At 46.5% G+C, this 14,181-nt stretch carries 15 protein-coding genes; 5 read left to right on the plus strand and 10 right to left on the minus strand.

What is annotated here, in order from left to right; all coding sequences use genetic code 11:
• Window positions 1-185: 185 nt before the first annotated feature.
• Window positions 186-791, plus strand: coding sequence for a homeobox domain-containing protein (locus MJ595_RS04965; protein WP_263081372.1), 606 nt, complete (start codon window positions 186-188; stop codon window positions 789-791).
• 30 nt (window positions 792-821) lie between these two features.
• On the opposite strand, the gene MJ595_RS04970 is transcribed toward MJ595_RS04965, so the two are convergent.
• Window positions 822-1,673: an SDR family oxidoreductase gene (locus tag MJ595_RS04970; RefSeq protein ID WP_263081373.1), complete on the minus strand. Its 852-nt coding sequence runs from the start codon at window positions 1,671-1,673 to the stop codon at window positions 822-824.
• 85 nt (window positions 1,674-1,758) lie between these two features.
• On the opposite strand from MJ595_RS04970, the gene MJ595_RS04975 reads away from it, so the two are divergent.
• The 3 genes from MJ595_RS04975 to znuA all read left to right on the plus strand — a co-directional run bounded on the left by MJ595_RS04975 (window position 1,759) and on the right by znuA (window position 5,858).
• Window positions 1,759-2,670 carry a LysR substrate-binding domain-containing protein gene (locus MJ595_RS04975; protein ID WP_263081374.1) on the plus strand — a complete coding sequence of 304 codons (912 nt, stop codon included), beginning with the start codon at window positions 1,759-1,761 and terminating at the stop codon, window positions 2,668-2,670.
• Between the two features lie 14 nt (window positions 2,671-2,684).
• Window positions 2,685-4,772 carry an ATP-dependent DNA helicase RecG gene (gene recG / locus MJ595_RS04980; RefSeq protein ID WP_263081375.1) on the plus strand — a complete coding sequence of 696 codons (2,088 nt, stop codon included), beginning with the start codon at window positions 2,685-2,687 and terminating at the stop codon, window positions 4,770-4,772.
• A gap of 105 nt (window positions 4,773-4,877) precedes the next feature.
• Window positions 4,878-5,858 carry a zinc ABC transporter substrate-binding protein ZnuA gene (znuA, locus tag MJ595_RS04985; protein WP_263081376.1) on the plus strand — a complete coding sequence of 327 codons (981 nt, stop codon included), beginning with the start codon at window positions 4,878-4,880 and terminating at the stop codon, window positions 5,856-5,858.
• Between the two features lie 83 nt (window positions 5,859-5,941).
• Here znuA and MJ595_RS04990 read toward each other — a convergent pair whose 3' ends face one another.
• The 9 genes from MJ595_RS04990 to MJ595_RS05030 all read right to left on the minus strand — a co-directional run bounded on the left by MJ595_RS04990 (window position 5,942) and on the right by MJ595_RS05030 (window position 13,101).
• A complete protein-coding gene (locus tag MJ595_RS04990; RefSeq protein WP_263081377.1) occupies window positions 5,942-6,214 on the minus strand; it encodes a hypothetical protein in 273 nt (90 codons plus the stop codon).
• A gap of 122 nt (window positions 6,215-6,336) precedes the next feature.
• Window positions 6,337-7,191 carry a formyltetrahydrofolate deformylase gene (gene purU / locus MJ595_RS04995; protein ID WP_263081378.1) on the minus strand — a complete coding sequence of 285 codons (855 nt, stop codon included), beginning with the start codon at window positions 7,189-7,191 and terminating at the stop codon, window positions 6,337-6,339.
• A gap of 390 nt (window positions 7,192-7,581) precedes the next feature.
• Window positions 7,582-7,923 (minus strand): tryptophan synthase subunit beta like protein, encoded by a 342-nt coding sequence (locus MJ595_RS05000; RefSeq protein WP_263081379.1) that lies wholly within the window; start codon window positions 7,921-7,923, stop codon window positions 7,582-7,584.
• 218 nt (window positions 7,924-8,141) lie between these two features.
• A complete protein-coding gene (locus MJ595_RS05005; protein ID WP_263081380.1) occupies window positions 8,142-8,675 on the minus strand; it encodes a hypothetical protein in 534 nt (177 codons plus the stop codon).
• 253 nt (window positions 8,676-8,928) lie between these two features.
• Window positions 8,929-9,543: an NUDIX domain-containing protein gene (locus MJ595_RS05010; RefSeq protein ID WP_263081381.1), complete on the minus strand. Its 615-nt coding sequence runs from the start codon at window positions 9,541-9,543 to the stop codon at window positions 8,929-8,931.
• 10 nt (window positions 9,544-9,553) lie between these two features.
• Window positions 9,554-10,129, minus strand: coding sequence for an adenylyltransferase/cytidyltransferase family protein (locus tag MJ595_RS05015; RefSeq protein ID WP_263081382.1), 576 nt, complete (start codon window positions 10,127-10,129; stop codon window positions 9,554-9,556).
• Between the two features lie 492 nt (window positions 10,130-10,621).
• Window positions 10,622-11,485: an endonuclease/exonuclease/phosphatase family protein gene (locus tag MJ595_RS05020; RefSeq protein WP_263081383.1), complete on the minus strand. Its 864-nt coding sequence runs from the start codon at window positions 11,483-11,485 to the stop codon at window positions 10,622-10,624.
• 77 nt (window positions 11,486-11,562) lie between these two features.
• Window positions 11,563-12,342, minus strand: coding sequence for a thiol:disulfide interchange protein DsbA/DsbL (locus MJ595_RS05025; protein WP_263081384.1), 780 nt, complete (start codon window positions 12,340-12,342; stop codon window positions 11,563-11,565).
• A gap of 150 nt (window positions 12,343-12,492) precedes the next feature.
• On the minus strand, window positions 12,493-13,101 hold the full coding sequence (locus MJ595_RS05030) for a cytochrome c4 (RefSeq protein WP_263081385.1): 609 nt from the start codon (window positions 13,099-13,101) through the stop codon (window positions 12,493-12,495).
• Window positions 13,102-13,286: 185 nt separating this feature from the next.
• Between MJ595_RS05030 and yihA the strand changes: the two genes are divergently transcribed.
• Complete coding sequence (yihA, locus tag MJ595_RS05035) at window positions 13,287-13,916, plus strand: ribosome biogenesis GTP-binding protein YihA/YsxC (RefSeq protein WP_263081386.1); 630 nt, start codon at window positions 13,287-13,289, stop codon at window positions 13,914-13,916.
• Window positions 13,917-14,181 lie beyond the last annotated feature (265 nt).

Below are 14,181 nucleotides of genomic sequence, written 5' to 3' on the forward strand. Positions count from 1 at the left end.
GTGCCGTACCGGGGAGTACGGTCAACTGAACAAAACTCCTTAGGGCCACAAAGGACAAGCAAGGCCGGGAGCACGTTTATGAAATATCCGGGCTATCCCCGGCAGCAGGGGCAGCTTCGCTGTCCCTTGCCTGCTGTTGTTAGGTGTCTAAACTTAGCACTATCATTTCTTAGGATGAGTGAAAAGTGAAAGAGTTAGTACTATTGACAGTAATAATATCCTGCTCAAACGCAATAGCTGTAGATATATCTAGTTATGAACAAGATTATGTCATTTATATTGATGACAGTCGCTCTTATGTAGTAATGCCTGAAGATTTGAATGTTTTTAAGATAATGAGCATCACTCATGAAAGCACATTCGTTACAATAGATGGCGACACGATAGTCCAGTTTATGGCCAAAACGAAACAAATAAATACTGATTATACAGAAAACACAGTATTTCAAATATCATATAGAACAAATATTGTCTCTATAGGAAGACAGTATACAGACCCTAACGTCATGACAGTTGATGCTGAAAGCGTTTCTCGAACGAGGAAATCAAGAACACGCTTTACAGCACAACAGTTGATTATATTAAATAATAAATTTAAAGAAAATAAATTTTTAACCCCGGATGTGCGAAATGCTATTTGTACTGAAACAGGTATAGTAGATCCAAAAGTTATTACGGTATGGTTTCAAAACAAAAGAGATAAAATCAAAAAACAGCAAAAAACAATGAAGCCAACAAGTACTGTAACTAATCAAGAAGCTAGCTTTACCAGTGATAGTATTGGCCAATGACACCTAACACCATATTAACCAGCACTCCCCTTAGCTGTCACATAACAGGGATCGGTAGCCTTGACGATAGTCCGGATAAATAAAGCGATACCCGGAAACCAGAATTTTCTTATTGGAACAGCGCCTGTTACCTCTGGCAGGCGGTGAACCCTCATTATGTAATGTCACCTTTAACTGGCTTGCCAACCACTGTAAAACGTCATAAACAGGCGCAGGGTCATGATCAACACCAAGATAAAGAGGCTTCACTGGCTGCCCTTGTAAATCCAGTGCTATCAGATGAGCGAGTATGCCAGCACAGTCATCCCGATGAATCCGGTTGCCATAGACTGCCGGACTGGAAAAACAGCCATTCCCCTCTTTAACACGGTTAATCAAACGGGATCTGCCCGGGCCGTAAATACCACCAAAGCGAACGGTGGTGGTTGGGAAGGAAGCTGCCTGTAACACCGCTTCTGCTTTCAACATGGTTTGTCCGGCAAAAGAGTGTGGCTTTGTTTCGGAGGTTTCATCCACCCATTCGCCACTGGATTGATGGTAAACACTGGTGCTTGAAGTAAAAAAAATTCTGGCAGGATGGTAATTATCACCACTGATCCGCTGGAGTACATGACTCAGTCCCTGGGTATAAGCCCTGTGATAGCCCTCTTCACTGCGTTCATTGGCTGCCGCACAATAAACCACATAATCAATGGATGCGGGCCAGTCTCCCAGGTCACTGGCTGACTCCAGATCTCCCCGCACAGGATAAATCCCCGCCGGCAAACGGTCTGGGTTACGTCTGAGTCCCCAGACATTAAACCGACCCTGCTTCAATAGGGCCAACCCCAGGGCCGAGCCCACATCGCCACATCCAGCAATCAATACATTATTTTTTTTCATAGAAAGCGTCTATCACTTGATATATAAATCAATAAAATCATAATAGATTCAACCCCTACCAATCTATCCAAGCACTTAGAACACAATGACTCTGACAGAACTTCGGTACATAGTTACTCTTGCCAGAGAGCAGCACTTTGGTCAGGCGGCTGCCAAATGCTTTGTTAGCCAGCCAACACTCAGTGTTGGGGTTAAAAAGCTGGAGGATGAACTGGGTATCGCACTGTTTGAACGTACCCGCAGCTCTGTTCGGGTAACCCCCATGGGCGAGAAAGTGGTTCGGCAGGCGCAGAAAGTCCTGGAAGAGGCCGCTGCCGTCAAACAGCTAGCCAATACCGGGCGTGACCAACTCTCAACCCCCTTAAGGGTAGGTGCAATATATACCATTGGCCCTTATTTATTTCCCCACCTGGTTCCCCAGTTAGCCCAGGCTGCACCCAATATGCCACTTTATATAGAAGAAAACTTTACTTCTGTATTACGCCATAAGCTCAGAATGGGTGAACTGGATGCTGTTATCATTGCTCTCCCCTTTACCGAGGCCGATGTACTGACCCAGCCTCTTTATGATGAACCCTTCCGGGTGCTGTTACCTGGAGGGCACCCCTGGGAGGCAAAAAAAGAAATCTGTCCCCTGGAATTAAATGAAGTGGAACTTTTGTTGCTGGGAGAAGGTCACTGTTTCAGGGATCAGGTGCTGGAGGCTTGTCCGACGCTGGTTCAGAAGAAAGATACCGGTAGAGACAATGGCGGCATTGAAGCCACCTCCCTGGAAACCATCAGGCATATGGTGGCTTCAGGTATGGGGATCAGTGTACTGCCACAATCAGCACTGGTTGACAGCCACTATGCCCCCAATGTGCTAATTACCAGACCCTTTAAGTCTCCTGCGCCGTGCCGTACCGTAGCCCTGGCCTGGCGTGCCAGTTTCCCGAGACCGAAGGCTATTGAGATACTTTCACTGGCACTGCGACAGTGTTCTGTGACAAAACCTTAGGAGATAACCACGCCGTGTCCCAGTCGCTCCACGAAATCCCTGTAACGACACTCAAGGGCGTGGGCGATGCCCTGGCCAGCAAGCTGGCAAAGCTGAATATTTTCTCATTGCAGGATTTACTGTTTCACCTGCCCCTGCGGTATCAGGATAGAACCCGTGTGACGCCAATCAGGGAATTACAGCTAGAGGGTGAAACGGTCATTCAGGGAACCGTTGCTTCTTCTGAGATCCTCATGGGAAAACGACGCAGCCTGCTGTGCAAAATTAATGATGGTACCGGAACTGTTGGTTTGCGGTTTTACCACTTTTCAGGAGCACAAAAAAATAATTTAAGCCCTGGTGCCACTATCCGCTGCTTTGGAGAGCCACGCCGTGGTGCCAGTGGCTGGGAGCTTTACCATCCGGAATATCGGGTCATCCAGCCTGATGCTCCTGTTGAGACCGAAGAGAACCTGACACCTGTCTATCCTACAACCGATGGATTAACCCAGCAGCGTATACGTTCTCTTTGTGAGCAGGCACTGGATTGGGTAACCCGTAATGAAGCCCTTCAGGAATGGCTACCCGATAACCTGCTGAACCGGTTCCGGTTGCCCTCCCTCACAGAGGCCGTCCAGCTACTTCACCAGCCTCCCACAAGCCTGGCCTCATCACTTCAGGGGAATGAACGGCATCCTGCGCAAAGGCGACTGGCCTTTGAAGAACTGCTAGCCCATAACCTGAGTTTTCAAAAACGCCGGTTACAGATTCGAAATGTGGGTGGCTTTAGTTTGCCACCAACAGGTCAATTGATTCAGGCTCTGAAAACACAACTGCCTTTCACTCTAACCCGGGCACAAAATAAAGTACTGGATGAAATCAGCACGGATATGACAAGTTCAGCCCCCATGCTAAGGCTGGTTCAGGGGGATGTGGGATCAGGCAAGACTGTAGTGGCCGCCATGGCCGCTCTACAGGCGCTGGAAAATGGCTATCAGGCCGCCATTATGGCACCAACGGAAATTCTTGCAGAACAACATGCCCGTAACTTTAGCGACTGGTTTAAAGCGTTGGGTATTAGCGTTGCCTATCTTTCCGGAAAAACCAAGGGCAAGAAGCGGCAGGAGGCGCTGGAGCATATTGCCAGTGGTGAAGCCATGATGGTTGTTGGGACCCATGCCTTATTCCAGGCCGACGTAGTCTTTAAAAAACTGGGATTGGCCATTATTGACGAACAGCACCGTTTTGGTGTCCACCAGCGCCTTGCCCTTCGTCAGAAAGGTGAAAATGGCGGCGGTGGTCAGCCCGATCAATTGATCATGACCGCTACCCCTATCCCCCGAACACTGGCAATGACCGCTTATGCGGACCTGGACTGTTCAATCATTGATGAACTGCCGCCGGGAAGAACCCCCATTAACACTGCAGTCATTGGCGATGACCGGCGACAGTTGGTCATGGAACGCCTCAGAAACGCCTGTCTGGAAGGGCGTCAGGCCTACTGGGTATGCACCTTGATTGAAGAATCCGAGGCCCTGCAATGTCAGGCAGCCGAAGTCACAGCAGACCAATTGAAAGAGGCATTGCCAGAGTTATCCATAGGGTTGGTTCACGGCCGAATGAAGCCTGCCGAAAAAGCCGAAGTGATGACAGCTTTCAAAGAGGGGCATCTCCATCTTCTGGTGGCAACCACCGTGATAGAAGTAGGCGTGGATGTACCCAACGCCAGCCTGATGATTATCGAAAACCCTGAACGCCTCGGCCTCTCTCAGCTACACCAGCTCAGAGGACGGGTTGGGCGGGGCAGTATTGCCAGCCACTGCCTGCTGATGTATCACGCACCACTTTCCCAACCAAGCAAAGAGCGGCTGCTGGTCATGCGAAATTCATCCGATGGCTTTGTTATTGCCGAAAAAGACCTGGAACTCCGTGGCCCCGGTGAAGTACTCGGAACCCGTCAAACGGGATTAGCCCAGTTTAAGGTTGCTGACCTTGAGCGGGACAACGATCTTCTTGATGATGTTCGTACCGCCGCAGAACATTTAATTAATGAAGCCCCGGACCACTCCAAATCTTTAATTAACCGCTGGCTTGGTGCAGGGGAGCAGTATGCTGGTGTTTAGGGGCTGTTGACGGGGAATTGTAGCCAGTAACGATTCTATAATGAAAATTGACACTTAATAAATGTTATATTATAACATCTCATTTTTAAGAAGTACTTTCCATCCATGATGCACTTGCTAACTAAATCCTATAAAGCCTGGATATCAGGTCTTCTGTTGGCGGCAGCTACCCATTTATATGCCGGTGAACCTCCAAAAGTATTGGCCTCCATCAAGCCTCTTCAGCTTATTGCCCAGGCTATTACCAGCAATGTATCCAACACTGAAGTACTTCTTCCACCGGGAGCATCCCCTCATGACTACAGCCTGAGGTTCTCTGACCGAAGAAAACTGGATTCAGCTGACCTGATTCTATGGGTGGGTCCAAATATGGAAGTGTCCCTCAATAAAATACTTGAGAATGCCAATGGCGATAAAGCCATGAAAATGATGGCAATCCAGGGGATTCACCAGCATAAGGATCATAGCCACCAGGCAGAAAAAGACACCAAAAAACATGATCATGACCATCATCACCACCATGATCACGGCCATCATCACCATGGTGGTGTCGATCCCCATATCTGGCTAAGTACCAATAATGCCCTGTTAATGGCTCGGGCAATTAATACAAAGCTACAGGCCATTGACCAAAACCCGGAGCATCGAAAAATATACAGTGCCAATCTAAAGGCTTTCGAAGCGAGGCTAAAACAGGCTGACGAGAAAAACAATCAGCAACTTGAAGCCGTCAGACATAAACCCTTTTTTGTATTTCATGATGCCTATGGTCATCTTCAGGATAGTTATAATCTGAATATTGCAGGCCACTTTACCTTAAACCCTCAACAGCCGCCTGGAGCAAAACATCTAGAGGAATTAAGAAATAAACTGAAGCACGCTGGCGCTACCTGTGTATTCAGAGAACCCCAATTCAAACCCACTTATATAGATAGCCTGACAAAAGGACTCCCGGTACAGATCGCCGAGCTGGACCCTCTGGGTGAAAACATTGCAGTTGATGAACAAGGCTATATTCACTTTATCAACTCACTGGTTAACGGTATCTATAATTGCTTGAATCGTGATATAGCCAATGCTGGTTGATGGTTGATGGTTGATGGTTGATGGTTGATGGTTGATGGTTGATGGTGAATAGTCTGAAGCCTTATCCTCCATCAACCCAATCCTCATTTCCAAAATGTCATGCCAGCCAGACCTCCCGCAAAAAAAGAGGCTACGGCAAAAAAAGGAACCAGGGCTGCCAGGGCTGTTAACCACGTTTTTAATCGTGCTTTTTCCTGACGTAGATTCCAGCGATCCCGGCAATATGCTCTGTCTTCATCGTACTCTGTAGACAGACCACACTGCTCACAAGTCACCTGCCACATTCGCAGCTCGTTTGCGGTTATGTCTGCAAAATAAGCCTTTCCACCACAACACGGACAGCTTTCCAGCTTCATTTTCACCTCCCTGGCATTGCTTTCAACTATAAGAGGCAGCCCTGAAAGACTATTTCCCTAAAAGTTATTCACAGCTAAAAAGCTCGGAAATAAAAATATAAAAAAAGTTATCCACAAGAAACTCAGTCCAGGATAATAGTTTTTGCCCCATCAACAATCACCCGGTCTTCCAGATGATATCGAAGACCTCGAGCTAACACTGTTTTTTCCACATCCTTTCCTAAACGTACCATGTCTTCAGGCAGGTGATGATGCCCAACCCGAACCACATCCTGCTCAATGATCGGGCCAGCATCCAGCTCGGAGGTCACATAATGACAGGTAGCCCCCACCAGCTTAACTCCCCTTTCATAGGCCTGGTGATAGGGTTTTGCACCAACAAAGGAAGGCAAAAAACTGTGATGGATATTAATCACCTGATTAACATAGTCCTGGCATAAATCAGGTGGCAGTATTTGCATGTATCTGGCCAGGACAACAGTATCAATATTATGCCCGGCCAACAGCTCAGTCATTTTATTGAAAGCGGCTTCTTTATTGCTCTTATCAACGGGGACACAGTGATAAGGAATATCATGCCATTCTACATAGTCCCTCAAGTCTTCATGATTGGAAATAACACAGGGAATATCCATCACCAGGTCGCCACTTCGCCAACGGTACAATAAATCAGACAGGCAGTGGGCTTGCTTACTGGCTAGCAGGGCGACACGGCGTGGAATATCAGAATCCGTAATGCTCCAGGAAAAATTCCATTTTTGCGCGAGGTCACAAAACAAGTCATAAAACGGGTAAATAGTAAGCGGAATACTATTTGCCAGAATTTCATACCGCATATAAAAGCGGTGATTGATGGGGTCTGAATGATGATTGGCTTCAGCAATCCAGCCTCCCTGTGACGCAATAAAACTGCTAACGGCCGCTACAATCCCCTTGGCATCAGGGCATGAAATCAAAAGGCGGTAGGTTCTTGGCATACTGACTTTGACCTATGACAGCTTGGGTGACATCTAGCCCGGGTATTTCATAAACTGCCCCGAGCATTGCGCTGGACTTTGTGGGCTCTAAGGAATTTTGTGAAGGAGCGCCGTACCGGGGAGTACGGTCGACTGAACAAAATTTTCTTAGAGCCGCAAAGGACAAGCAAGGCCGGGAGCATGTTTATGAAATACCCGGGCCAGTACATCATTTCAATATGTTGGACGTGATGTACTAGTATATGCCGAACAGTCACAAATAATAGAGAACTGTTCTTTATGAAACGACCTGACAAACCAGATGTCCCGATGATGGATTATCCTGTTTTATTTGAAAAACAGCCTCCGGTGAGCAGAGATAGCATCACCGACAACGCATTTCAGGATACGCTAAATTAAACTGTCATCATTATCGAGAAGCTGAGTGGTATCTTTGTTATTTTTTAGCTCTTCCCTGTAGCGCCGCCTGTTCAATAGTTTAGTTTGAACCGGCCCGGGCAGCTCAGTAAACTGAATCAGCTCCTTGTGGATCAAAAGATCAATGACATCTTCCAACACCCGAATAAAGTCGGCATCCGCCGCCTGCATCACTTTATTGCCAATAGCAGGGTTGTTATTTAAAAAAGCGTGAAGCGCCTCATCTTCCAGACTAACAGGCTTCCAGTCAGACGTAATGGCCTTTTCAGAAACAGCCATAATTGCACCCTTCTCATCCCTGAGAGCATAAAGCATTAAAAATGCCTCCTTAATTAGGTTCTGTTGACATAAGATTGCGAGCTCAGTGGTTTGTAAGGCCGCATTCCGCAATACCCAAAGGGCTCAATCGGGAGCGATTGTGGACTGCGTTACGATCACTTGAAAGACATCAGTATTCCTGCGTAATCGCGCCTTGCCACAATCGCTCCCGGTTGAGCTGAGCACGTAATCTTATGTCAACAGAACCTATAGTCCTATTGCCGCCGATTGACAGGCATGGACTCCAGAAGATCAACAATCAGGTTCTGGCATACTTTATGGATATTTTCACCCGCCATTCCCTCACTTGCCCCGCTGACACTCCAAAGCCCCTGTCCTGTCCTGGCATCAGTAACATACAGCGTCAAGGCAACCTGGGGGCGCCCATCCCGGTCAATAAACCAGTCTTGAATTTCCCCTCCAATGGCAAACCCGACACCCTGAACATCCGCCCAGTTTTTAGCCCGCTTTAAACTTCCAGGCTTCGCAAGCTTTTCAGTAGAACCGGAAGCTACAGAGTCTGGATACAGTACAGGATTGTCCACACCCACTGAGGGCAGTAGGACAAAAAGCATTCGCTCCACCTGGGCTCCCACCCCCTCAGCCTGTGAATAATTGATAAATGGCAAAATACTCCAAGAGGCCGTGCCAGGAAACCCATCCCGGTACAAGCCCGAGACACTTCCCTGACATCCTGTAAGAAGAATTAAAAAAGCCAATAAAGTATGAGCAGCAGTGGCTTTAACCATATTCCTCCTCCGGCGTCCTGATGCCAAAAGTAGATCCCGGTAGACCTATATCCCTAGCAGCCTGTCGGACTTAGCCGATCGTAGCGAGAAAAAGACCGGTTTGAGCCATTTTTTATGCTGATTCGAGGCGAATAGTGGTTCTATTTAACGAGAATCAGCATAAAAAATGGCCAAATCCGGCTTTTTCGCAGTAGGTCAGAGCTAAGTCCGACAGGCTGCTAGGGGCTGTTGACGTTTGCTCGTGTGCTCACGATCAAACGTCAACAGCCCCTAATTCTTTATGATGCAATTTTAACCACTGCAGGGCAATCACTGCCGGAGCATTGGCAATGCGTCCATCAGTCACCATTGAATAGGCTTCATCAAAAGGAATGACATGCACCTTGATATCTTCTCCTTCCTCAGCCAGGCCAAAAGTGCCTCCCGCTTCACTGGCATCAACAATACCGCAGAAAAGCTTCATTTTTTCATTGGAAGCCCCGGGACTCATATAAAAATCAGCAATTGACATTAACTTCTGTATGGAACAGTCAGATTCTTCCTGTACTTCCCGATAAGCCACACTCTCCAGGCTTTCCCCGGGTTCGGAAATACCCGCAACGATCTCCAGCAACCAGGGATCCTCACCTGATGCAAAAGGACCAAGCCGAAACTGTTCAACTAATACAACGCAGTGAAGTACAGGGTCATATAACAGAACGCCCACAGAGGGAGGCCGGATAATGGTTTCCCGATCAAGCAGCCTGCTTTCCCTGCCATCAAATAAACGATGGCGAAGTTTAAACAACCAGACTTTCAAAAACCCTGAAGAAAGGGCCGTCTTCTCTTCAATATCTACGTCTTGGCAACCCAAGCCCGAGAGCTTCATAGTCATTCCTTCAGGATTGATATAAACCTTTACCTTGAATGTAGTCCTGGACTGTCGGTAAAAGCAATGAATTCAAAACACATCCATTTTCACATCGAGACTCCAGCAGGCCGCCAGCAATGGCTTGACGAACCTGACTGCTTCTTGCCTGGACTCTTTCTTTTGCCGTAAACAGTTTCCAGCGCTTTTCGATATCACCGGCCCTGTAAAACCTGTTCCAAACTTCAGGCACGGCATTATCCGGGCCTCGAATAAAACTGAGCTCCACCGTCTTACCATAATATGTTTCAAGAGCATCCATCAAATCGTAGGTATAGACTGCCGAGTCCGGAGTCTCTGCCAACAACTGATATTCCAGGTCACATACTTCCATATCACATGAGTCAATGGCTGCCTCTGTTACAAAACAGTCAAGCATTGCAAGTCTGTGGGAAAATAATTGCATGGTCTTGGCAAATGCATGAGATGCGCTGGGAACCAGAAGAATCTTATCAAAATAAGGAGCTGCCTGGCTGATCACATCAAGATGCCCCCGGGTTGGAGGATCAAATGCGGAACCAAAAACACCAATTTTTACTTTACTCATATAATTTCAGGTTATGTCAAACTGCATATAAAAAAGGAAGGAATACCAATAAGACCAGATGAATAAACTATGACTACAACAGCAGTACAAAAAACAGAATTTCCACCTAAAAAATAAGTATTACACTCTGACTTTACAACAAAAACATTCGCATGATCACATCACCACAGCTAAAGCTAACTAATCTCATCAGACAAAAAATATTATACCCGACACCCTGCCGATATCGACCACCAAACCTGTCAGTCCGATTACGTATCAACCAACGACCATCTACTGATGGCAATAAAACGTTGCTGACGTATTATTAATGGCGTTAATTACTCCCTGACTCTGGTTGGAATTTTGTTAAGACTTGGCATCACCCCTCCTCCTTCCCCCTCCGATGCCAAGTCTTTTTTTATTCTCACTTCAAACGACTTCTGTTTGACCTGACATATTAACTGTCACTATTTTTCTAATTATCCCTTCATAAATTAATTAAAAAGCCTCTTATTTTTGCGGAAATGTTCCCGGTATCTCAACTTCGACAGCAACGGGTAGGTGATCAGAAACAGGCATATTAAGAACATTGACCTGGTTAACCTGTAAGGATGGACTCACCAGAACATGATCCAGAGAACGTTTGGGTCGCCAGCTTGGAAAGGTGTTTTCCCCCCAATTAACAGCATGAAGGTCGATATCTTTCAAAGGAGAGTCATGTAACAACTGATCCGCATGGGTGTTCATATCCCCCATCAATACTACATGGTCATACCCCTCAATAAGCTCCCTGATGTAAGACAACTGAATGTTTCGCGTCCTCTGGCTCAAAGACAGATGCATCATTACAACTATCAGAGGATTTTGCTCTTCTCCGAAACGCGCCATAATAGCGCCTCGCCCGGGAATCAGTCCCGGCAACTTGTGGTCTTCCAGGGCCAAAGGCCGAAACCGGCTTAGCAGGCCATTACTGTGCTGGGCAAGTTTTCCAAGATTCCGGTTTAATTGTTGATACCAGTAGGGAAAATGTCCTTTAAGGGCAAGGTATTCGGTTTGATTGACAAATCCTGTTCTCAGGCTGCCACCATCCACTTCCTGCAGGGCTACAATATCAAAGTCAGGCAATACTGAAGCAATCCTGTCAAGATTGCCAACCCTGTCAGAATGAGGAAGTACGTGCTGCCAACCCTTGGTTATATAGTGCCGGTAAAACTGCGTATTAATTCCAACCTGTATATTGTAACTAAGCAATCGAATAGGGCGGTTCAAAAAAGGATAAGAGTTGTTGAATTCCAGCTCTCTACAATGAACCTGGCGAGACATTTGTCTGTTTATACGGCGGGAAATAGCACCTTTTAATGATCGGATAGGCATTTTATCAATTGCCTCAGCCCTGATGTCTATAAACACTCAGGGCTTATCTATGACTAAGAGAAAACCAGGCTTCAGGGTCAAGCAGCCGGAGCTACTTCTGGAAGCTTACCTGGTGTCTTATCACCTTTTAGTTTCTTATCGGCCTTTTCTTTCTCTCGATCAGCTTTAACCTTGGTAATCAGGTAGTCGCTAATGGCTGTCATATTTTCAAGTGAACCGGCAAGGCGTGGCTCAACAACATAGCGCCCATCAACTACAATGGCAGGAACGCCTGTTAAACCATAGCTTCTGATCATGGAAGATGCTTTCAGCAACTGATGGACAATTCCTATGGAATTAAAGCTGCTTTCAAATTTTGCTTTTTCTACCCCATAATTTTTATTTAAAAACGCTGCCATGGCATCGCTATTTTTCAGATAGTTCTTCTTGTTTTGAATTTCGTTAAAGACTGCATCATGCACCTTCTCCAGGATCCCCATGCTGTCAAGAGTATAGTAAAGCTGGGCATGGGTTTTCCAAATATTGGGGCCGTAGAAAGCAGGCACCCGAACAAAATGAGCATCCTTTGGCAACTTCGGCTTCCACGCATCCACAATGCCTTCCAGAGAGTAGCAATGAGGGCAGCCGTACCAAAATACTTCAGCAACTTCCACCTGGTCAGCCTTTGTATCGGTCTGGGCTGGCATTTTCAGCACTCGATAGTCCTTGCCTTCCTTATAAATAGTTTTGGCAACAGAAGGCTTTTTATCCCCGGCAACAGCTGCCGGCTTAAGGCTATCAACAGGCTTGGCCACCTCAGCCTGAACAGCAAGAGGTATAAGAACAAGCAACCACAGGTACCGCACCAGTTTTGCCATAGAGAACTCCTGAACAAATAAATAGGTCATTAAACACTAACGAATGATGCGATAGAGTCCAACAAGGAACTCTACCCACTGGAGTCTTACCAGGCAGAATAGGCATACGGATAAGTAGATTATCCTGCCACCATCTATGTTATGCAGAAGCTACATACCCAGTCCCTGGATATAGTGAGATACAGCCTCAACTTCCTTATTACTGAGTTTTTCTGCAATCATTCTCATAATTTTGGTATCTCCATCATTCATCCGCTCTCCTTCCCTGAAGTCACGCAGCTGTTTGGCAGTATACTGGGCATGTTGACCGCTGATATACGGGAATCCCGCCAATGAATTTCCCTGGCCTGAAGGAGAATGACATGCCCCACAGGCAGGAATCCCTTTTTTGGCATTCCCTGCGCGATAGAGTTCTTCACCAAGAGAAATATATTTTTTATCCGTAACACCTGTTGGTGCTGACTGGCTGGCATAAAATGCCGCCATATCTTCAGCGTCCTCAAGAGTGATATTGCTGACAAAGGGCATCATTTCAGGAACACTACGGACTCCAGACTTGATATCCATTATTTGTTTAACCAGATAGCGTTCCCCCTGACCAGCAAGGTTGGGATAATTCGGTACCAGGCTAACCCCTGTAGCACCATGACATGCTGTGCAATTGGAAACTTTTGACTTACCTATGGCAGCATCTCCTTTGGCAAGCGCCAAACCTGTTACTCCCAAAGATACTACCAGACTGAGAATGACTTTATTCATACCTGACCCAGCTACGGCATTTGCCACGAATGGCTGTTATTATTCGTCTGACCCTACTACGCTTTAAAAGCCATAGCAGGAGACTCAATCTTACTGCATATGCCCCTGAAAAGCTGAAAGTATATAATAAGGGGCTAGTACTATTGTCACTACTTTTGGCTCCCCATGCAAAGCCGACTTTCTCTATGACTGAACAAACTACTTTGAATTATCAAAAAACCCACTTTCTGAAAAGTGCCGCCAAGCTAAATCAGTGTCCTCCTGACACTGGCCGTGAAGTTGCCTTTGCAGGCCGTTCCAATGCCGGTAAGTCCAGCGCCCTTAATGCACTCACAGGCTCCAGCAAACTGGCAAGAACCAGTAAAACCCCGGGTCGAACCCAGCTGATTAACTTTTTTACCGTTGAAGAAGGGCTTTACCTGGTAGACCTGCCAGGATATGGCTATGCCAAGGTCCCGGAAGCCATGAAAAAAGAGTGGCAGTATCACCTTAATGATTACCTGTCCCGCAGGGAATCCCTGTGCGGCTTGGTGCTGCTGGTTGATATCCGACATCCTATGAAGGAGTTCGACCAGATGATGCTTCAGTGGAGCATTGAATCACAGCTGCCACTGCATATATTGCTAACAAAAGCAGATAAACTAAAACAGGGGGCTGCCAAACAAGTTCTGAACAAACTTAAAAATCAGCTTCGGGACTATCCTCTTGTCAGTATCCAGCTTTTTTCTTCCCTGAAGAAGGCAGGCGTTGAACAATTGTCTGCAACCCTTGATGACTGGCTATTGGAAGAAGCATCTAACCTATCTGAAGAATAATAGCGGGTTTGCTAGCACAAGGCTCAGCACCAATGTGCAGCCTTGTGCCCCTACCCGAGGTGAAGACTAAGTCACTGTTTTTACAATAGAGACAGAATATTCCTCCGGTTATCAGGCATTTTATTTATCTTCTTCATCCATTTTGACACTTCATTTACTTTTTCTTGAGATTCACGGGAAGCTTTTGTAGAGTGACTCGCAGGTGGTGATGGGCTTGGTTGATTTGCCATCAATCGAATAAGCAAGACAGGAATGCCGCTTATAG

This window comes from Endozoicomonas sp. Mp262 (genome assembly GCF_025643335.1).
In the GTDB taxonomy this organism is placed as follows: Bacteria; Pseudomonadota; Gammaproteobacteria; order Pseudomonadales; family Endozoicomonadaceae; genus Endonucleibacter.